The organism is Gordonia otitidis, assembly GCF_020735545.1.
In the GTDB taxonomy this organism is placed as follows: domain Bacteria; phylum Actinomycetota; class Actinomycetes; order Mycobacteriales; family Mycobacteriaceae; genus Gordonia; species Gordonia otitidis.
Genome location: NZ_CP085974.1, coordinates 2,631,711 through 2,652,437, shown reverse-complemented (window position 1 = coordinate 2,652,437; position 20,727 = coordinate 2,631,711). Strand labels below are relative to the sequence as shown.

17 protein-coding genes are annotated in these 20,727 nt (G+C 64.6%); 8 read left to right on the top strand and 9 right to left on the bottom strand.

The features are described 5' to 3' along the window. Positions 1-61 precede the first annotated feature (61 nt). The 4 genes from LK459_RS12060 to LK459_RS12045 all read left to right on the top strand — a co-directional run bounded on the left by LK459_RS12060 (position 62) and on the right by LK459_RS12045 (position 5,930). Positions 62-1,048, top strand: a complete 987-nt coding sequence (locus tag LK459_RS12060; RefSeq protein WP_227918561.1) for an IS481 family transposase — start codon at positions 62-64, stop codon at positions 1,046-1,048. Positions 1,049-2,056: 1,008 nt separating this feature from the next. Continuing rightward, the gene (locus LK459_RS12055) at positions 2,057-2,638 is read left to right on the top strand and encodes a TetR/AcrR family transcriptional regulator C-terminal domain-containing protein (protein WP_227923714.1); all 582 of its coding nucleotides are present in this window, start codon (positions 2,057-2,059) and stop codon (positions 2,636-2,638) included. Between the two features lie 43 nt (positions 2,639-2,681). After that, the gene (locus LK459_RS12050; protein WP_227918560.1) at positions 2,682-4,208 is read left to right on the top strand and encodes a class I adenylate-forming enzyme family protein; all 1,527 of its coding nucleotides are present in this window, start codon (positions 2,682-2,684) and stop codon (positions 4,206-4,208) included. A 39-nt stretch (positions 4,209-4,247) separates the two neighbouring features. Beyond that, positions 4,248-5,930: an acyl-CoA dehydrogenase family protein gene (locus LK459_RS12045; RefSeq protein ID WP_227918558.1), complete on the top strand. Its 1,683-nt coding sequence runs from the start codon at positions 4,248-4,250 to the stop codon at positions 5,928-5,930. Here the strand turns inward: LK459_RS12045 and LK459_RS12040 are convergent. After that, positions 5,905-6,771: a LysR family transcriptional regulator gene (locus LK459_RS12040; RefSeq protein ID WP_007238617.1), complete on the bottom strand. Its 867-nt coding sequence runs from the start codon at positions 6,769-6,771 to the stop codon at positions 5,905-5,907. The genes LK459_RS12045 and LK459_RS12040 overlap by 26 nt on opposite strands. Positions 6,772-7,058: 287 nt before the next feature. Further along, entirely contained in the window at positions 7,059-8,426 is a 1,368-nt protein-coding gene (locus LK459_RS12035) for an FAD-binding oxidoreductase (RefSeq protein ID WP_227918556.1), read from the bottom strand. Between the two features lie 143 nt (positions 8,427-8,569). Here LK459_RS12035 and LK459_RS12030 point away from each other — a divergent pair, with 143 nt between their 5' ends. After that, entirely contained in the window at positions 8,570-9,514 is a 945-nt protein-coding gene (locus LK459_RS12030) for a serine/threonine-protein kinase (RefSeq protein WP_227918555.1), read from the top strand. A 233-nt stretch (positions 9,515-9,747) separates the two neighbouring features. Beyond that, positions 9,748-11,235, top strand: a complete 1,488-nt coding sequence (locus tag LK459_RS12025; RefSeq protein ID WP_007238614.1) for an amino acid permease — start codon at positions 9,748-9,750, stop codon at positions 11,233-11,235. A gap of 70 nt (positions 11,236-11,305) precedes the next feature. Here the strand turns inward: LK459_RS12025 and LK459_RS12020 are convergent, their stop codons facing one another. Further along, complete coding sequence (locus LK459_RS12020; protein WP_227918553.1) at positions 11,306-12,445, bottom strand: amidohydrolase family protein; 1,140 nt, start codon at positions 12,443-12,445, stop codon at positions 11,306-11,308. 163 nt (positions 12,446-12,608) lie between these two features. On the opposite strand from LK459_RS12020, the gene LK459_RS12015 reads away from it, so the two are divergent. Then, positions 12,609-13,760, top strand: coding sequence for an FAD-binding oxidoreductase (locus LK459_RS12015; RefSeq protein WP_227918551.1), 1,152 nt, complete (start codon positions 12,609-12,611; stop codon positions 13,758-13,760). Between the two features lie 14 nt (positions 13,761-13,774). Here LK459_RS12015 and LK459_RS12010 read toward each other — a convergent pair whose 3' ends face one another. From LK459_RS12010 to LK459_RS11985, 6 genes are all read right to left on the bottom strand, one after another. After that, on the bottom strand, positions 13,775-14,992 hold the full coding sequence (locus tag LK459_RS12010; RefSeq protein ID WP_227918550.1) for a hypothetical protein: 1,218 nt from the start codon (positions 14,990-14,992) through the stop codon (positions 13,775-13,777). Positions 14,993-15,130: 138 nt separating this feature from the next. Next, positions 15,131-15,553 carry a heat shock protein transcriptional repressor HspR gene (locus tag LK459_RS12005; RefSeq protein WP_007238610.1) on the bottom strand — a complete coding sequence of 141 codons (423 nt, stop codon included), beginning with the start codon at positions 15,551-15,553 and terminating at the stop codon, positions 15,131-15,133. A 3-nt stretch (positions 15,554-15,556) separates the two neighbouring features. Continuing rightward, a complete protein-coding gene (gene dnaJ / locus LK459_RS12000; RefSeq protein ID WP_007238609.1) occupies positions 15,557-16,759 on the bottom strand; it encodes a molecular chaperone DnaJ in 1,203 nt (400 codons plus the stop codon). Between the two features lie 140 nt (positions 16,760-16,899). Then, positions 16,900-17,508 carry a nucleotide exchange factor GrpE gene (gene grpE / locus LK459_RS11995; protein ID WP_227918548.1) on the bottom strand — a complete coding sequence of 203 codons (609 nt, stop codon included), beginning with the start codon at positions 17,506-17,508 and terminating at the stop codon, positions 16,900-16,902. After that, positions 17,505-19,358 (bottom strand): molecular chaperone DnaK, encoded by a 1,854-nt coding sequence (dnaK, locus tag LK459_RS11990; RefSeq protein ID WP_007238607.1) that lies wholly within the window; start codon positions 19,356-19,358, stop codon positions 17,505-17,507. The genes grpE and dnaK overlap by 4 nt, the downstream gene beginning before the upstream one ends. A gap of 292 nt (positions 19,359-19,650) precedes the next feature. After that, positions 19,651-20,004, bottom strand: coding sequence for a YciI family protein (locus tag LK459_RS11985; RefSeq protein WP_227918547.1), 354 nt, complete (start codon positions 20,002-20,004; stop codon positions 19,651-19,653). A 194-nt stretch (positions 20,005-20,198) separates the two neighbouring features. On the opposite strand from LK459_RS11985, the gene LK459_RS11980 reads away from it, so the two are divergent. Further along, positions 20,199-20,726: a DoxX family protein gene (locus LK459_RS11980; RefSeq protein ID WP_227918545.1), complete on the top strand. Its 528-nt coding sequence runs from the start codon at positions 20,199-20,201 to the stop codon at positions 20,724-20,726. Position 20,727 lies beyond the last annotated feature (1 nt).

Here is a 20,727-nt window from a genome sequence, read left to right as displayed (position 1 = left end):
TTCCATCATCCGGTGGCCGGTCGCAAACGCGGCCGGCCACCGATCTATCTCAGGAGGCACTTTGAGTCATCGCAATGCCGCGCTGACCCCACGTCATCGTCTACGAGTCGCACGCCTCGTCATCGAGGAAGGATGGCCGATCAGCGAAGTTGCTGCCCGCTTCCAGGTGTCGTGGCCAACCGTGAAGCGGTGGGTCGACCGCTACCTTGCTGGCGAGCCGATGCAGGACCGGTCGTCACGGCCGAAGTCTTCGCCGAACAAGACGAGCAAGAAGACGACAAAACGGTGCGTGAGCCTACGAATGCGCCTGAGGGAAGGGCCTATTCAACTCGCAGCCCGACTCGGCATCGCCCCGGCCACGGTCCACCGTATCCTCACGACCGCGCGCATGAATCGACTTTCCTACGTCGACCGTGCCACCGGCGAGCCGATCCGCCGATACGAACACGACCACCCTGGCTCGCTCGTGCACGTGGACGTCAAGAAGCTTGGGAACATCCCCGACGGTGGGAGCTGGCGATACGCCGGGCGACGTCAAGGATCGAGGAATCGTGCCGTCACTCCCGGCAAGCCGAAGAACAAGTGGCGCAACCCCAAGCTCGGGTATGCGTTCGTGCACACCATCATCGATGACCACTCGCGCGTCGCCTACACCGAGGTTCACAACGACGAATCCGCTGTCACCGCCGTCGGAGTCCTGCATCGAGCGGTCGAGTGGTTCGCCGACCGAGGGGTCGCAATTGAGCGCATCTTGTCCGATAACGGTGGTGCGTACCGTTCTCACCTGTGGCGAGACACGTGCGAGGCCCTATCGATCACTCCGAAGCGAACGCGGCCATACCGCCCACAGACCAACGGCAAGGTCGAGCGATTTCACCGCACCATGGCCGACGGTTGGGCGTATGCGCGCTGCTACACGAGCGAGAACGAACGCCGCGATGCCCTCCCCGACTGGCTCCACGAGTACAACCAGCACCGACCACACACCGCCTGCGGAGGCCAGCCGCCCTTCTCACGATTGATCAACGTCCCCGGTCAGTACATCTAGGCGAGCTGGTGACTCTTCGACGTTGAGTGAACAAGTCTGCTCGGCATCGAAACAATGGCCCCCAGTTCTTCGGGGATTTGATCTATTCCGGATTCGACCTCGCCGGGATCGGTTTCGGTCCCTCAGAGTGGCATTCTTACGGTTGTGCCGCGCTATGTGGTGGTCGGACCGTTGGGTCCTCCGAGCAGGGTCGTCGCGACTGCGTTGCTCCGCAACGACTATCTGATGGGAACGTCTCAGTCGCGTCCGGAACTGACCCATCCGCCGGGCGCCCCGACGCACCGGTTCACCTCCTCCTGACCCGGCCGTGGCACGCGATCTCGTCAAAGCTCCGCGCGATGGCAGTCCTGTCCACGCCGCCCACAGACGGTCGACCACGCTGAGTGAGAGAGTTTATGGCTGCAGAACAAGCAACGGGCCCTCTCGCTTCCGCTCTCGGTCGAACTGCCATCGCCCGGTACACTCACCATTGGTGACGTATATAGGAGTGCCCCCAGGCCCCTCATAGCCTTCTTATCTCCGTTGTCCCGCAGCACAATTCGACATTTTTCTTCTTCCAACCGCCTACTGTTCTTTCGACGAGGACCCCAATACAGCGCGCGAGAAGGCGGCTGGTCTCGCGACGTTTCACTGCCCGGAACCACGGGGTTGAAGGTCCGTCGCTTTCAGTACTGCGCCTTTAACCCCGCTCAAACGCACGCTCGCGGAATGTAGCCTCGTCGGCTGACTCGACCACACCGGACCGCTCCGCGGCGCCAGACGTCGACGCCCGACCGTCGGGCCCGATACACGCGGACAAGTACAAACAAGGTCACGATAGATCCGGAATATTCAAACTAGGCGCGGATCTCACACCTCCCTTGACCCGCGTCGAGCCGCGGTTTATTGTCGAACATACAAACTTGTTCGTCATACAAACACGGAGTCAGGGTGCCACCTCGTTCGTCGTCGCCTCGTGCGACGCAGCGCGCAACACGTACCGCGGGTAAGCAGACCCGCCTCGTGCTGATGCGCGCCGCTGACGAGGTCTTCCGCGAGCAGGGCGAGACCGCATCGGTCGCGCAGATCTGCGAGCGGGCGGGGACATTCCCCAACCAGGTCACCTATTACTTCGGTTCCAAGGAGCAACTCTTCGTCGAGGTTGCGTGCGCTGCGGTTCTACGCGCCGGACGCCATGCAGAGGAAGCAGCCGAAACCACCGAAACCGTGCGTGAGTACGCACAGACACTGGTGACCACGCTGCTCGGGCCGGAACTGCGCGGCGTCGAGATGTTCACCACCGCAATGCTCTTGGTGTCACGCCGAGACGATCTGCGTGAGCTCATCACCACAACGCTTCATACCCTGCACGAACGCGGGGAGGAAGCCCTCATGCAGAAGCTCGTGCGCACCGGTTGGCAACTGCGTGCCTCGATCGACGTCGAGGCCAAGGCGTTCTGGTCGGCGATCTTCGGACTCGCCGTCCAGAAGTCGGCCACCGACGACTCACTGGGGCCGTCACTGACCGACTCCGTCACGGTGATCTTCGCAAACCTCGGCATCCCCGACAGCGTGCTCGACGCCAGTCTCCCCACCACAGACGCGTCGTGACCGGTCCGACCACCCCGCACACACCACAACGAAGAGGTCACTCGTGGACATACTCGCCGCATTCGACAGTGCAGCAACCAAATTCCCAACCAAGGAAGTGCTCATCACAGGTGAAGGGGATTCACTCACCTACGCCGAGCTCGTGGATCAGAGCCGCCGCGCGGCGACTGTTTTCGCCGGTCACGGGCTGACCTCGGGCGACCGCATCGCCCTCATGTGCTACAACACAACGGGTTTCGTCATCGCCATGCTCGGCGCGTGGCGTGTGGGTGCAACGATCGTCCCGATCAATCACAAGCTGGCCCCACCGGAGGTCGCCCATATCATCGGACATTCCGGATCGTCGCTTCTGGTGGTCGACGGCTCGTTACACGCCGGAACAGAAGGCATCGACGTCAGCATCATGACCACCGACACCTCAGTGCCCGACGTCCCGCACCTCGAGGACGCGGTTGCCGCAGCCACTCCCCTCCCCGCTGCAGAGCAGGCGCAGTTGGCCGACGACACGATCGCTGAGATCCTGTACACCTCGGGCACCACCGGACTTCCGAAGGGTTGTGTGCACACGCACCGTACGGTCACACTCACCGCGATGACCGCCGTGATCGGCTTGTCGATGACGCGCGATGAACGACTCCTGATGAGCGTGCCCATCTGGCACGCGTCGCCGCTGAACAACTGGCTTCTCGGCACCCTGTACGTGGGCGGAACCGTCGTGTTGCAGCGCGAGTATCACCCGGTCAAGTTCCTCGATACCGCTGCCGCACAACGGATCACACTGTGCTTCGGGCCGCCGGTCATCTACACAACCGCACTCAACTCGGTACCCGACTTCGCCGACTACGATCTGTCCTCTGCGCGCGCGTGGCTGTACGGCGGCGGTCCGATCGGCCCCGAGGTGGCACAACGACTCGCGGCCGGATACCGCAGCGACAACTTCTTCCAGGTATACGGCATGACCGAGACCGGCCCGGTCGGCTCGGTTCTCTACCCCGACGAGCAGGTGAGCAAAGCGGGCTCGATCGGACGAGTCGGCCTCCCGGGAGTCGACGTGCGGGTCGTCTCCGCGAGCGGTGAGAACGCCCGTGCGAACCAGGTGGGCGAGATATGGATTCGCAGCGCGACCACCATGATCGGATACCTCGACGACCCGGAGGCCACCCGCGCCGCGATCGATGCCGACGGCTGGTACCACACCGGCGACCTCGCGCGCGTCGACGACGACGGCTACCTCTTCATCGTCGACCGCACCAAGGACATGATCATCACCGGTGGCGAGAACGTGTACTCCAAGGAGGTGGAGGACGCGCTGACCGCCCACCCCGCCATCGCCGAAGCGGCAGTCGTCGGACGTCCGCACCCGGAGTGGGGCCAGACCGTGATCGCGCACCTCGTCCGCATCGACGGTGCGGACGATGTGCCCGAGGATCTCACGACGTTCTTGGCCGATCGTCTCGCCCGCTACAAGATCCCGCGCGAATTCCATGTCGCACAGTCGCTTCCGCGCACGCCGACCGGGAAGATCCAGAAGCACCTGATCAACACACCCGAACTGTCGACCACGGCCTGAACGCACACAGCCACACCTGGTCTGAGAAAGGCACCAACCATGACCTCCACAACCCCCACCACACATCCGCAACCGCACCTGACACACACCGTGTTCAACCAGTCCGCCCCGCGCACCGACGTCAACGAGTACGAGCTGAACACGGTGCTCGTCGAGGCCGTCAACCGTCACGACGCCGGCTGGGCCACAGACGAACTCCGCGAGGTCGGCGCGCTGGTGGGTACCGAGCAGTTTCAGCACGAGGCCAAGCTCGCCAACACGATCACTCCGGAACTGCACACCTTCGACCGCTGGGGCAACCGGATCGACGAGGTCGAGTACCACCCCAGCTACCATCGCATCATCTCCGCGGCGGTCGAGCACGGCGCGCACACACGCTGCTGGGCCGATCCTCAGCCGGGGTCACACGTGGCCCGCGCAGCGATCTTCATGCTGTTCGGACAGATCGAGCCGGGACACGCCTGCCCGGTGTCGATGACACACGCCGTGATCCCGTCGTTGGAACTGCAGCCGGACGTGGCCGCACAGTGGGTGCCGAAAGCGTTGTCGCGCAGCTACTCCCCCGACCTTTCCGCTGACAAGTCGTCGGCCATCTTCGGCATGTCGATGACGGAGAAGCAGGGTGGCTCCGACGTTCGCGCCAATACCACCGTCGCCCGACCCGTCGGCGCAGGCGGCCCCGGCGCCGAGTACCTCCTCACCGGACACAAGTGGTTCTGCTCGGCCCCCATGTCCGACGCCTTCCTCGTGCTCGCCCAAGCCGAAGGTGCTGGCGGCGAAGGACTCTCATGCTTTCTGCTGCCACGCATCCTGCCCGACGGTACGCGCAATTCGTTCCGCATCCAGCGCCTCAAGAACAAGCTCGGCAACAAATCCAACGCGTCGAGTGAGATCGAACTCGACGGCACCGTCGCACTGATGGTCGGCGAGCCGGGCCGCGGGGTGCGGACGATCATCGAGATGGTGGCGCAGACCCGCCTCGACTGCGTGCTCGGCAGCACGGCGGGCATGCGCCAGTCGGTTGCCGAAGCAGTGTGGCATGCCCGCCACCGAGCGGCATTCGGCGCCACACTGGCCGATCAGCCCGCCATGACCGCTGTCCTCGCCGACCTCGCCCTCGAGTCCGAAGCAGCAACGGTGACCGCGATGCGTCTGGCCCGCGCCCATGATGAGGACGCGACCGATCAGGAGCGGGCCTTTCGCCGCCTGGCCACCGCGGTCGCCAAGTACTGGATCTGCAAACGCGGCCCCCACCACTCGTACGAGGCGCTGGAGTGCCTCGGCGGAAACGGTTACACCGAGGACTTCCCGCTGGCGATGCGCTACCGCGAGCAACCGGTCATGGCGGTGTGGGAGGGCTCGGGCAACGTCATCGCGCTCGATGTCCTGCGCGCGATGACGCGCGAGCCTGAATCGCTCGCAGCGTTCGATGCCGAGATCAACCTCGCACGTGGTGCCGATCCGGTTCTCGACGCCCATCTCGACCGCGTGCGCACCGAACTCGGCGAGTTGGTCGGACTCGATCCCTCCGCCGCACAACGCCGCGCACGCCGCGTCGTCGAATCCATGGCACTTGCTCTCGAAGCATCACTGCTGGTTCGCTTCTCGCCTACGCCGGTCTCCGAGGCATTCATCGCTGCACGACTCGGCGCTGACCGTGGAGCGGAGTACGGAACGCTACCCGTGGGCGCAGACCTCACTGCGATTCTGCAGCGGCACTGACCCCGACGGCGTCGAGGATGCGGTTGCGCATCCTCGGCGCCGTGTTCGGCAACCACATCGCCATGACAGGGGTCATCGGCGGGTTGTCGAACGAAATGACGCGAATCTGGTCGTCGTAGAGCCAGCCCGGCTGGTTGGTCACGAACGCGACAGCCTGCGGATGGGCGATCACAGAGGTGTGCGGCGGTGTGCCGCGCAGGTTCGAGACGATGATCTCGGGTTCGAACCCTGCGCGTCGGCAGTACGACACGATCATGTTCGTGTAGTCGGGTTCGAGCTCGGAGATGACGATCTGACAGGATGCGACATCCTTCATCGCACACGTCTCATGTGCGGCGAGCGGGTGGCGCGCGTTGACCGCAAGACGCAGTTCGTGACTGGTCGCGATGGCGCCGGCGAGGTCGGGCGGAGCCTCCACCGTGCGGGCGAGTGCGAGATCGATGCTGCCGGCGAGGAGTTCCTCACGGATGAACTCCGCGGCGACCGGGCGCACCGTGATCGGCATAGACGCGTCCTGTTGGACCGCGCCCTCTATGACCTGGAACACTTCCGACGGCGCGAGTCCCTGTGTGTACCCGATCACATACGGATCGGGATTCTGGGCGTCGACCATCCGCACCTCCGACGCGAGGTGCGTGCCGCCTGCGAGCAGCGGAACCGAACCCTCGTACAGTGCCGTCCCGGCAGCCGTCGGCGTCAGTGATCGGCGCGACCGGGAGAACAGCTGCACACCCAGCTGCCGCTCGAGGTCCTTGATCGCCGATGACAGTGCCTGCTGCGAGATGAACAGACGCTCGGCGGCGACGCGCAGTGATGGCGCCTCGATCACTTCGACGAACATTCTGAGACGCCGAAGGTCCAGGTCACGCTCCGATGAACTGGTCATAGCCCCTATTATCAATCAGAAGTTGACAATTATCCGGATATTCTCGATGGATGGTTGTGCAAAACGTGATTACAGTGTGCTCAGCGGTACGAACTTGGAGTCAGCGCCTTCCATTCTCGAAGACGTCAGCTGTGCTCGATCCCGGTCCGCATGTCGCAGCACAGAGGGGGCGCTGCGACATGCGGACCGGTACCGTTTTCTCGTGGTCCCAGAAGTTCCTAGTAGTCCCAGAAGTCTCGCGATCACAGAAGCACTCCCGGGTTGAGCAACCCCTGCGGGTCCAGAGCGGCCTTGATCGTTGCGGTCAGCTCCATGACGTCGGCTCCCAGCTGATCAGGCAGCCACGCCTTTTTCAACCGTCCGACGCCATGCTCACCAGTGATGGTCCCGCCCAGACCGATGGCCAGATCCATCACCTGGCCGAAGGCCGCCTGGGCGCGGCGACTCTCATCGACGTCCGACGGATCGAACACGATCAGCGGGTGGGTGTTGCCATCACCGGCGTGCGCAATCACCGAGATCATCACCTCGTTCTCCGTGGCGATGGCCGCCACCCCGTCGATCAGTTCGGGTAGTGCGGGTAGCGGCACACCGACGTCTTCGAGCAACAACGACCCGAGCCTCTCCACGGCCGGAATCGCCGCCCGCCGCGCGGCGGTGAACGCCTCACCCTCTGCGGGGTCGGAGGTCGCGAACACCTCGGTGGCGCCGTTGTCGGAGAACGCCTTCTCGATCAACTCCACCTCGGCGACGCCCGCGGGACCCGGGGCGTCTGACTGTGCGACCAGCAGCGCGCCCGCCTGTCGGTCGAGTCCCATCTTGAGCATGTCCTCGACGGCGTTGATCGACACCGAATCCATGAATTCGAGCATCGCCGGTCGGATCTGCGCGGTGATCGCGAGCACAGCCTCGCTCGCGTCGTGCACCGAGGCGAAAGAGCCGACGACCGTGCACGCCGAGGCCTGCGGTGGGAGCAGTCTCAACGTGACCTCCGTGATGATGCCCAGCAGACCCTCACTGCCGACGAACAGCTTCGTCAGCGGCAGCCCTGCCGAATCCTTCAACTGCTTGCCGCCGACCCTGATCGCGCGGCCATCGGCGAGCACCACCTCGAGCCCGAGTACGTAGTCGGTGGTGACGCCGTACTTCACGCAACACAGACCGCCGGCGTTGGTGGCCACGTTGCCGCCGATCGAACAGATCTCGAACGACGACGGATCGGGCGGATACCAGAGGCCGTGAGCTGCCGCAGCCGCCTTGACCTCTGAGTTCAGCAGCCCCGGTTGTGAGACGGCCGTGCGGGTCGCGGTGTCGATCGCCAGATTCCGCATCTTCTCGGTGGAGAGCATCAAAGCTCCGTCGACCGCGGTCGACCCTCCCGACAAACTGGTCCCGGCACCACGGGTGATCAGCGGAATCCCGTGCCGTCCGCACCACCGCACCACCTCCTGGACCTCAGCTGTCGCAGTGGGCCTCACCAGCGAAATCGGCGTTCCCGCATCCGGGTCGTTGGCACGATCCCGGCGATACCCCGCGAGAATGTCCGGATCTGTCACGACCATCTGGTCGCCAAGCGTTGCGATCAGTTCATCGAGTGGTGCACTGCTCATGAAGTCCAAGCCTAGGCTCAGGGAGTGTCACCGTTGCCCGACTTCGAGGACTGAGGAATCCGCAGATCGTCGACGACGCGACGCGAGGCCGCTCACCCGTGGACCATTTCACCCGCCCGCCATCGCGCGGATACCCTGACGAGGTGTACGAGCCGGGAAGTGACGTAGCCGGTTACACCATCGACGCGCTGGTGGGTAGCGGTAGCAGTGCCGACGTGTACCGCGTCCACCGCGGCGACGACCGTCGGCCCGAGGCGCTGAAGGTGCTGCACTCTGACGAGACCGGCAACACACGGGCTGCCGAACGCTTCGAGCGCGAGTTCACCATCGCGTCGCTGCTCGATCACCCGAACATCGTCACCATGTACACGCGTGGAGAGATCCCGCCCGACTCGCAGGCGATCCGCCGGGCACAGGCACTCGGTCTGCCCGCGGATCGGGTTCCGCCGACCCTGTGGATCGCCATGCAATATGTCGACGGCCCAGCGGCGACGGCACTGATCCCGTCGCCCACGACCGAACCCGAGGTGCCGACCATCGTCCGTGTGGCGCAACAGAGTGCCGCTGCGATCGATTTCGCTCACAGCCGCGAGGTGCTCCATCGCGACGTGAAGCCCGCCAACATCCTGCTGACGTCGACCCGAGCCGACACCGATGCACTGCTCTCCGACTTCGGTATCGCGCAACTCATCGACGACAACCGCCCCCTTGCTCGCAACGGCCGGGTACAGGGGTCCATCGCCTACGCCTCGCCTGAGCTGCTCACGGCAAGACAACTCTCACCCGCAACCGACGAATACGCCTTCGCCTGCACGCTGACCGAATTGCTCACCGGTGCACCTCCTTTCCCGCGTGCGACGGCATTCGCCATCACCAACGCACACCTGCGCGACGATCCGCCGCTGCTGACCCGTCGTCGACCGTGGCTCCCCTCGGCGCTCAACTCGGTGTTCGCCAAGGCTCTGGCGAAGGATCCCGCCGACCGTTACTCGACATGCACCGAATTCGCCGACATCGTCGCCCGCAATCTGCGCGATGTCCCGGTTCCGCAACCGACCACTCCACGCCGACCCTGGCGTCGGCTCTGACATCGGCGAAGCGGCACCCACCCAGGTGAATGTGACGCCCACCACATCGGATACCCGTGTTAATTCGGACATCCGACCGCCGGTCAGATTATGCGACAACGCAATTGGTCCCGCAGACAGCCATGTCAACGCCCGGCGGGACAAAGAATCTTTAACATTCGGCGTCATGTTGCCGTATCCCGAAGCACTTATCGTGGCTCGACGTCCACAGTTCTTTACGCGCACGGGGAGCCATGACAGCCGAACCATCGACGCAGTACGACAACTCAGCACTCGCTCACGAGGAGGAGGGCTACCAGAAGGCCCTCAAACCGCGTCAGATCCAGATGATCGCGATCGGCGGGGCGATCGGTACCGGCCTGTTCATGGGTGCGGGCAGCCGCCTCCACGACGCAGGCCCCGGGCTGTTCATCACCTATGCCGTGTGCGGCGTGTTCGTCTTCTTCATCCTCCGCGCGCTCGGCGAACTCGTCCTACACCGTCCGTCGTCTGGCTCGTTCGTCTCCTACGCGCGTGAATTCTTCGGCGAGAAGACAGCATTCGTCACCGGTTGGCTCTATTTCTTCAACTGGGCCGCCACCGCGATCGTCGACGTCACCGCGGTCGCTCTCTACGTGCACTACTGGGGAATGTTCGGTGCGATCCCGCAATGGCTGATCGCTCTCATCGCGCTGTGCATCGTCCTGACCATGAACATCATCTCCGTGAAGTTGTTCGGCGAGATGGAGTTCTGGGCTTCGATCATCAAGGTCACCGCACTCGTGACCTTCCTCGTCGTAGGCATCGTGTTCCTCGCCGGACGCTTCGACATCCAGGGAACGTCGACCGGATTCAGCGTCATCTCCGACAACGGTGGATTGTTCCCGACGGGTCTGTTCTCACTGGTGATCGTGACGTCGGGCGTCATCTTCGCTTATGCCGCAGTCGAATTGGTCGGCACAGCTGCCGGCGAGACCGCCGAGCCGGCGAAAGTGATGCCGCGCGCCATCAACTCGGTGATCCTGCGCATCGCTGTGTTCTACGTGGGATCGCTGATCGTCCTCGCTCTCCTGTTGCCCTACACCACCTACAAGGCAGACGAGAGTCCGTTCGTCACCTTCTTCTCGAAGATCGGCGTCCCCGCCGCAGGCGGGATCATGAACCTCGTCGTGCTCACCGCGGCGATGTCGAGCCTCAACGCCGGCCTGTACTCGACCGGTCGCACGCTGCGCTCCATGGCATTGAATGGAACAGCACCGTCGTTCACCGGCAAGATGAACCGAAACGGAGTGCCATTCGGCGGGATCGCGCTGACAGGTGCGCTGACGTTCCTCGGCGTCATCCTCAACCTCTTCGTGCCGTCCGAGGCGTTCAACATCGCACTCGACCTGTCCGCGCTCGGCATCATCTCCACGTGGGGGATGATCGTCGCCTGTCAGATCCAGCTCTACAGGTGGGAGAAGAAGGGCATTCTCACCCGCCCGGCGTTCCGGCTGCCGGGAACCCCGTACACCAGTTACGCGACGCTGCTCTTCCTGGCCGCGGTGGTCGTGCTGATGTGTTATGACAACTACTGGAATCTCATCGCGATCATCGTTGGCATACCCCTGCTCATCGCCGGGTGGTACGGCTGTCGCTCCAAGGTGCTCGCCATCGCGGCACAGCGTCAGGGTTACACCGGTGAGTATCCGGTGATGCCGCAGCCTCCGGTTCCCGAAGGCCCGGAGGACGAGCGGGACTGACCTGCGACGTCCGACGCATGACCGTCGACGACGATTCGCTACGTCGACGATTCGCTACGTCGACAATCCGTTACGCCGACGGGTCGTCGTCGATGCTGTACACACGAAGGGCGTTGTCGCGGAACACTCTTCGCGTCAGGTCGTCCACCCAGGTCGCGAGGACGTCTGCGAGCGCACCGACGAGCATGCCCATCGTCGCGTTGGGGCGGTCCAACGGGTAGTTCGAGCCGAACACGAGCCGCTCCGACCCGAAATGACTGACCATGTGTCCGACGAGCGGTCCGATCATCTGCGCGAGTGTCTCTCTGCTGCCGATGTTGCCGCGCGTGTCGTGTCCGTAACCGAGAGCCGGCATGGCCAGACCGGACAGCTTCATCACGATGTTGGGTTGGGCGGCAAGGCTCACCACACGCTCACGCCACAGCCTCATGATGTCCGCCCGCGCGGCTGCGGTGTTCCCGGTCCGCGCACCCATCGGCCCGAACGCGCCCACCGGAGCACCGATATGGTCGACCACGATCGTCGCCTGCGGATACTCACGCGCCAGACTGATCACGTCGTAGAGCTGGTGCGAGTAGACGAACACCTCGAGGACGAGCCCTCGACGCACTGCCTCCCCGTAGCCTCGAAGTGCAGCCGCAGAGGCCACAAGACCTTCGACGGGGGTCGAGTCACGAATGCGTGGATCGGGGTGGCGTGCCGCCAGTACCCGCACAGCGCGCACGAGGGGCGTGATGTCGAGTTGGGCGTCGAGTTGGGTTGCGAAGTTCGGCGAGCGGGGATCGCCGTGCACGATGAGCCCCCCGAGCCTCGGGGCTCCGTTGCGACCGAAGGGAAGCGAGATCGCGTAGCGGGTCTCCGAGAGTTCCTCGTCCTCGACGTCGGGAATCGCGTCGATATCACCGGCATAGGCGCGCCAGTGCGAGTCGGCGAGGATCACGGTGTCGATCCGGGCACCGGCCACGGCGGGCACGTCACTGATGTCTTTGACGTACTGTTCGGTCTCGTATGCTCGGGCGATGACCGACGGTGTCAACACGTACTCACGGTCGGACTGGGACACCAGCAGGGTGAACGCGCGATCGCCGAGCCTCGGCGTGAGTCGTCGCACCCGCGCGAGGCCCTTTGCCCGCCAGGGAGTCTGACGCGGATTCCACTGGAGCATGTGCGCGTCTACGATTCCCGGGACCACGTTTTCCAGGGAGCCCACATATTCAGCGTCCCATATCGCGTCTGCTTTCGGATCGAATAGACGGTTCACATATGCGGATTCTTTTCGAACGACGCACCGCTCGCCTGCTCCTCGAACACCAGAAGCGGGCGAGAGGGCACAATGGAGGGCTGTCGACGGCGCTGCATGAACGGAGGTGAGGATGGGCGGGCACTCTCGGCACGTGCTGCACCACGTGCGCCGGGTGATGGGTCGCGACCCCGACATGTTCACGCGCGGCGTCTTCACACGCCTGTTCGCCCTCGACCCGGACCTGCGCGATCTGTTCCCCGCTCACATGACGCACCTGCGCGAGGCGTTCTTCGGAGTCATCGACCATACGCTCGAAGTCATCCCCGCTGATGACGGCCACACCGAGTTGGTCGAGATCCTCGCCCAACTCGGACGCGATCACCGCAAGTTCGGTGTGCTGCCCGCGCACTATCCCTTGATGTGCAGAGCACTGATCGGAGAATTCCGTGAGCTGCTCGACGGATACTGGGACGACGAGACCGAGCAGACGGTCACCCAGGCGATGATGTTGACGACCGGCGTCATGCGGGGCGCCGCGGAGATGGCATCCGGACCGCCCACCTGGACTGCGCGCGTCGTCGAAAAATATCGGATCACGCGCGACCTGGCCGTCGTGCGACTCATCGGCGACGGTCCGTTGCGGTTTTCCGTCGGACAGTTCCTCGAAGTGGCGATTCCGCAATGGCCACACGAATGGCGACATCTGTCACCTGCCATTCCGCCCAATCCCGACGGCGAGATCGAATTCCACGTGCGCGCCATTCCGGGTGGTGTGGTCAGCTCTGCCATTGTCTCGACCACCCGCGTCGGCGATGTCTGGACGTTGGCCCAGAATCACGGAACTCTGCACATCGCACCCGGCCGCGAGGTTCTCATGGTCGCCGGCGGTACCGGACTCGCGCCATTGCGCGCTCTGCTCATCGAGATGTCGAAGCGGGCCGACTCACCGTCGACCCACGTCTTCTACGGCATGCGCTATCCCGGCGAACTCTACGATCTCGCCGTACTCCAGCGCATAGCGTCGACGAATCCGTGGTTGCGCATCACCGCCGTGTCCCAGGAGACCACCGACCCGTGGTGGTTGAACTCGATCGCGTCGCCAGAAGAGCTCGGGGTCGACCATCGTATCGGAATGCTTCCCGAAGTTGTTGCAGCAGAGCGGGATTGGAGCGACCATCAGGCTCTCGTCGTCGGATCCCCACAGATGGTGACCGCGACTCGTCGCAGACTGATCATCGCCGGTATCCGTGCGAGCATGATCCAATCCGACCCCGTGTACTGAGACGGGTGGACCTCTCAGCCACCGGTCCCCTCTCCACCCTGGCCGCCCTCGCCACCACCAGACTGTTCGGTGACAGTGACTGTGGTGGTGACGGTCGCGGTGTCGGTGACCGTCTGCGTCTCGGTCTGCGTTCCCGCCGGGGCCTCCGTCGTTCTGGTGACGGTCGGCGGGGTGACGGTCGTGGTGCGCACCTCACGCCGCGTCTCGGTTTCGGTTTCGGTGACCGCATCGTCCTGCCGCGTGACGGTCGCGCGCTGCGGAGTATCGGTGACGGTCACCGTGCTCGCCGGCGAGTCCGATGTTGCGCTGTTGTCATCTCCGCTGGCGTGCAGGGCTGTCAGCCCGATCGCGCCGAGTAGGACGGCGACCCCGATGACCGCGCCCAGAGCCCACCATCGCAGTCCGGTTGCATCGCGCGAGGCATTGATCGGGGCAGCTGTGTGACCGCCGGCTACCGATTCGCTTGCGGGCATGACTGTCGTCGCCGCCGGCGTTGCCGCAGCACCCGCGGCAAGTGCCAATGCGGGCATCTCGGCAATGGACACGGGACGCGCGAGCGCATATTCGAGAGCGGGCGCAACACCGGGCAACTCTGCGCCCGCACCCACGCACACGACGGAACTCAGTCGCGATCCGCCGTCGGCACTCAGGATCAGGCGGGCCAATTCGTCGGCACCCTGTGGGTCGGTGACGGGAATTCCCTGGGTCGTCGAGTTGTCACGCGTGTCGAGCAGCTGGCCGGTGGTGTGGTCGACGAGCGCGACGCACACGCCGTCGGCGGGTTGGCCGGGACGGGCCAGGTTCACCACCGCAGTGGCGCCCGCGCCTCCCGGGGACCTCAGGGCGACCGCCACCATCGCCGTCGAGATGTCGTCGACGCTGGTGATCTGGTACCAGGCGGGTGTCGACGGACCGGGGGTGAACGTCTGGGCGAGATAGTCGCGGGTGCTCGGCCGGGTACAGGAGACGACGAGGTGATCGACCTCGAACGGGACCGACTCGACCAACTCTGTGATCGCGGCGGCCGCTGATTCGGGAAGATGATCAGGCAGGTCGACGAGGTTGCTCGCAGCGATCTCGTCCCCACCTCCGGCGGAGCGGGTGACGACCGAGGCGATCTCGTCGCCGACGACCGACACGCCGAGGACCACTGGTCCGGTACCGGCGCGCGCTGCCGGCGGTGTCCCCGTCGCCTGTGTGCCCGTCGACGGTGTGCCGGTCGACTGTGTCACCGTTCCCTCCCCACGTTGCTTCGAGGTGCCAGCCTAACGTGTGATCCCCGACGGCCAACGGGCCGTCGGGGATCACATGTCACTCTGAACGTCGTCTCTCCGGCACCTGTCCGGTGAAGGTCGCGTCAGGCGGCGGGGTCAGTCCTTACGCTTGGCGCGTCGCGGTTGCCACACGACGAGAGCACTCGTGCGCGGTACCGGCACCAGCTCACCGCCGCGGCGGGCGGATTGCTCGACCTGATTCTGCAGTTCACCGACTCGCTGTTGCAGTGCGTCGACCTGATTGGTCAGGTCGATGATGCGTTTGATGCCGGCGAGGTTGACGCCCTCCTCCTGTGAGAGGCGTTGGATCTCTCTCAGGAGTTCGACGTCACGGGTCGAGTACCGCCGACCACCTCCGGTCGTGCGTTGAGGTGTGACGAGCCCGAGACGGTCATAGGTGCGCAGAGTCTGCGCGTGCATCCCGGCCAGTTGGGCCGCCACCGAGATCATGAACGTTGCGCCCGAGTCCTCGAAGTCCCGATCGCTGTAGTCCCGATCGCTGAAATCTCGACTCGCCATGACTCATCGCCCCCATCCTGCACGGGGATCGAAGCCACTGGCCTTCTCGGCCTCGGCGTAGGACTTGAGTGCGTCGGTCGCGGCGTCGTCGAGCTTGCTCGGCACCTCGACCTTCACGGTGACCAAGAGGTCGCCCGCTCCGCCGGAACGCTTCGGTACACCTCGCCCACGGACGCGTAGTGTGCGTCCGTCAGTGGTGTTCGGCGGGATCTTGACTCCCACCGACCCCTCGAGCGTCGGCACGGAAACCGTTGCGCCGAGCACCAATTCGGAAAAGCTGACCGGAAGTTGCACCTTCAGGTCGTTACCGCTGCGGGTGAAGATCTTGTCGGCGGTCACGTGGACTACGACATAGAGGTCGCCCGACGGCGCGCCGCGTCGACCCGCTTCACCCTGGCCCGCCAGTCGAATCCGCTGTCCGTCTTCGACGCCTGCCGGGATACGCACGTTGATGGTGCGCGCCCTGACCTTGACGCCTGAGCCGTCGCAGTCGGTGCACGGGTCGTCGATGCGTGATCCCGTGCCCTGGCAATCCTGGCAGGGCTCACTGAAGCCGAACGCGCCCTGATTGCGACTCACCAACCCGGACCCGTTACAGGTCGGGCAGACTCGGGGACTGGTCCCGGGCTTTGCGCCGCTTCCGTGGCAGGTCGTGCAGGGTGCCGGGCTCGTCACGCGCAACGGTACGGTCGTGCCGACTGCTGCGTCCTTGAACGACAACGTGGTCTCGGTCTCGAGATCGTTGCCGCGGCGCGGCCGGGTGGCCGTCGAGGCGCGCTGGGACCCGCCGCGGTTGAACAAGCCGTCGAACAGGTCGCCGAAGCCACCGCTCGATTCGCCGCCGCCGCCGAACAGGTCGCCTAGGTCGCCGATGTTGAAGTCGGCGCCGTTGTTCGTCGAGTATCGGGTTCCCCCGCCGGGGAATCCTCCCGGAAAGCCGTTGCCGCCGCCGCGGAACTGACCGCCCGCGAACATGGCACGGGTCTCGTCGTACTCCTTGCGCTTGTCGGCATCGGAGAGCACGCTGTGGGCTTCGGACACCCGCTTGAAGCGTTCTTCGGCTTCCTTGTCGCCGGGGTTGGCGTCAGGGTGCAGCTCGCGAGCGAGCTTGCGGTAAGCCTTCTTGATCTCTTCAGCCGAAGCGTCAGAAGCAACGCCCAGGTCCTTGTAGAAGTCGTGTTCGAGCCATTCTCGTTGTGGAGCCACCAGACGTCACCTCCTTCGTGGTTGTGTGAAGTTGTCTGGTCTTGAATTGTGGAAAAGCTTGGATGTGTGGTGGAGCCGTGCAGCGCCGACGGCGCGCCGCGTCATTTCACGCGACGCGCCATCGGTGCATGTGCAGGTGTTTATTGTGCACCACTCTGCTGATTCTGCGGTTCCGCTTGCTGCGCCGGGTCCGGGTCGGTGACCGTGACCATCGCTGTACGGATCACCTTGTCGCCGAGACGGTATCCGCTGCGGTAGACGGCGCCGAGAACGGGTTCTGCTCCGCTGCCGTCGTTTTGGACGGCCTCGTGCAGTTCCGGGTCGAATACATCGCCCGGTGTGCCGAACTTGGTCAACCCCTCGGCGTCGAGCGTGGCGATCAGCTTGTCGGCCACGCCCTTGAGCGGTCCGCTCTCGAGATCGCCGTGCTCACGAGCACGGTCGAGGTCGTCGAGGACCGGCAACAGCTTGTCGATCAGGATCTGCTTGCCGTAGGCGACGCGTCCCTGCTTCTCTTCTTCGGTCCGCCGCTTGTAGTTGGCGAACTGCGCACGCTCGCGCTGCAGGGCCGCGGTGAGTTCGGCCACCTCGGCCGAACCCGCGCTCGCCTCTTCCGAACTCGGTGCCTCACCGGCACCGCCGGGGCGCACCTCACCCGTTTCGGGATCGATGCGCCGCCGGTCGGTGACCGTGATCGGCTCGTCGACTTCGACGTCGACCGGGTCGAGCTCGGGCTCCTGTGAGGTCACTTGGTGTCCCCGGAGTTGGGCTCGTCCACGACCTCGGCGTCGACGACGTCGCTGTCGGAGTCAGCGGTGGCACCCTCAGCAGATGCGCCGTTCTGCGACTCCGCAGCCGATGCCGCGTAGATCGCCTGGCCCATCTCCTGGGACTCCGCCGAGAGCTTCTCGATCGCGCTCTTGATCGCCGAGATATCGGTGCCCTTCAGCGCCTCGTTGGCCTCGGAGATCGCAGCGTTGACCTTGTCCTTGACCTCGCCGGGAACCTTGTCCTCGTTGTCCTTGAGGAACTTCTCGGTGTGGTTGACCAGCGACTCGGCCTGGTTGCGGGTCTCGGCCTCCTCGCGACGCTTGCGGTCTTCCTCTGCGTGGGCCTCGGCGTCCTTGATCATCCGGTCGATCTCGTCCTTGCTCAGGCCCGAGCCCTCCTGGATGCGGATGGAGTTCTCCTTGCCGGTGCCCTTGTCCTTCGCGGTGACGTGCACGATGCCGTTGGCGTCGATGTCGAAGGTCACCTCGATCTGCGGGACGCCCTGCGGCGCAGGGGCGATGCCACCGAGCTCGAAGGAGCCGAGCAGCTTGTTGTGCGAAGCGATCTCGCGCTCACCCTGGTAGACCTGGATCTGCACCGACGGCTGGTTGTCCTCGGCCGTGGTGTAGGTCTCCGACCGCTTGGTCGGGATCGTGGTGTTGCGCTCGATCAGCTTGTGCATCACGCCGCCCTTGGTCTCGATACCGAGCGACAGCGGGGTGACGTCAAGCAGCAGAACGTCTTTCACCTCACCGCGGAGCACGCCGGCCTGCAGAGCAGCACCGACCGCGACGACCTCGTCGGGGTTCACGCCCTTGTTGGGCTCCTGGCCACCCGTGAGCTCCTTCACCAGATCGGTGACGGCGGGCATACGGGTCGAACCACCAACGAGCACAACGTGATCGATGTCGCCGACGGAAATGCCGGCGTCCTTGATGACCGCCTGGAACGGGGCGCGCGTGCGCTCGAGCAGATCCGAGGTGATCTTCTGGAACTCGCTGCGGCTCAACTGCTCGTCGAGGAACAGCGGGTTCTTGTCGGCGTCGACGGTGATGTAAGGCAGGTTGATCGAGGTGCTCTGCGAGGCAGACAGTTCGATCTTGGCCTTCTCGGCAGCCTCACGCAGACGCTGCATGGCCATCTTGTCCTTGGTCAGGTCGATGCCGGAGCTGCTCTTGAACTTCTCCACGAGCCAGTCGACGATGCGCTGATCCCAGTCGTCACCACCGAGGTTGTTGTCGCCCGAGGTCGCACGGACCTCCACGACGCCGTCACCGATCTCGAGCAGCGAGACGTCGAAAGTACCGCCGCCGAGGTCGAAGACCAGGATGGTCTGTTCCTTCTCGCCCTTGTCCAAGCCGTACGCCAGAGCGGCGGCGGTGGGCTCGTTGACGATACGCAGAACGTTGAGGCCTGCGATCTGTCCGGCCTCCTTGGTGGCCTGACGCTGCGAGTCGTTGAAGTATGCGGGCACGGTGATGACCGCGTCGGAGACGTCTTCACCCAGGTAGGACTCGGCGTCGCGCTTCAGCTTCATGAGCGTGCGGGCGCTGATCTCCTGCGGGGTGTACTTCTTGTCGTCGATCTCGACATTCCAGTCGGTGTCGCCCATGTGGCGCTTGACCGAGCGGATGGTGCGGTCGACGTTGGTGACGGCCTGGTTCTTGGCAGGCTGCCCGACGAGTACCTCACCGTTGCGCGCGAACGCCACGACCGACGGAGTGGTCCGTGAGCCTTCGGCGTTGGCGATGACAGTCGGTTCGCCGCCCTCGAGCACGGACACCACGGAGTTGGTGGTGCCGAGGTCGATTCCAACAGCACGAGACATCTGTTATTTCCTCCTAGTTTGTGGGTGTGCACCCAAGTTCTTGTCCCCGGGTCGAGCTCGCGGCACGACCTGGGGGTTGGTCGTTGCAAACCTGCGCCTGGAACGTGTGAGACTTCAGTGCGTCCGACTCATGTCCTACTGGTTGAGTCCTACCGCGTCAAGTCTACTTGAGTCTGCCAGACTCAGGTTTCTCGATAGGTGCAACTACACCGGGTGGAGGGTTGTTCCCGATTCGGAGAAAAAAGTTGAGCGAAGTTCGCGCAAGTCTGCGCGCCTCGGCCCGCCGGCGTTCCTACGGAGCCGGCGGGAGGCCGTCGCCGGGGATGCCTTCAGCGGGGTGGACTTCGAAGGTGAACACGCCGGCCTGCACGGCCGGGTCGTCGTTCATGATCGCGGTGACAGCGTCGACGTCGCGGTCGAATATGGCGATCCCGCTGATCTCGGAATCGTCGCGCACCGGGAGCACCACCGCGATTTCGCCGGCCTTCCGTAGCGCGAAGGTGCGTCGTCCGTGTTCTTTCACCAGGTCCGCCGACTCCGGCGTGCCGTGCTTGGGTCCGGCCTTGAGGATCGCCACGGTGTAGGGCTGCGCGTATTCGATGATGGTCTGCATCTCGGCGTCGGTGATCTCTGGCAACTCGGTCATCTCGGCTCCTTCTCGTCGGTCGACGGACACGAGGCGGCACCGGCACACCTCGGTGCCAGCCTATTCCGCCACACGGCTGAACATGCGTCGCACGACCGTCACGAGTGTGCGCATTGTCTCCCGCCCCGACTTGGACGCCGAAGCGCTAAGCGGACTACAGTCCCGTTAGCGATCTACCAACGAAAGGCCCTGCCATGTCACATTCCGATTCACGCTCCGTAGCCCTCGACGCCGGTCTGCTGACCTTGCGCGTCGCAGTCGGCGCAACTCTTTTCGCACACGGTGCACAGAAGCTGCTCGGCTGGTTCGGCGGCCCCGGCATTGAGGGCACGGCGGCAGGCATGGAGCACATGGGCTTCGAGCCCGCCAAGACCTCGGCCGTCGCCGCAGGCGTCAGCGAGGCCGCAGGCGGACTCGTCGCGCTCGGTGCGGGAACGCGCGTCGCTGCCGCGGCCGGCGCTGCGGCCATGCTCGCAGCAACCGACGTCCACCGCCCCAGCGGATTCTTCGCGCAGGAAGGCGGTTTCGAGTTTCCCGCGGTCCTCGGTCTCGCTTCTGCCGCTCTGGCGCTGACCGGGCCGGGTCGGTACTCCGTCGACGCCGTCATCAAGCACCCGCTCTCTCGCGACGGCGTGGGTGTCGCCGCACTCATCGCGTCTGCGGCAGGTGCGGCGGGTGTGCTCACGCGTCGCAAGAAGGCTCTGGCGTCGAAGACTGCCTGAG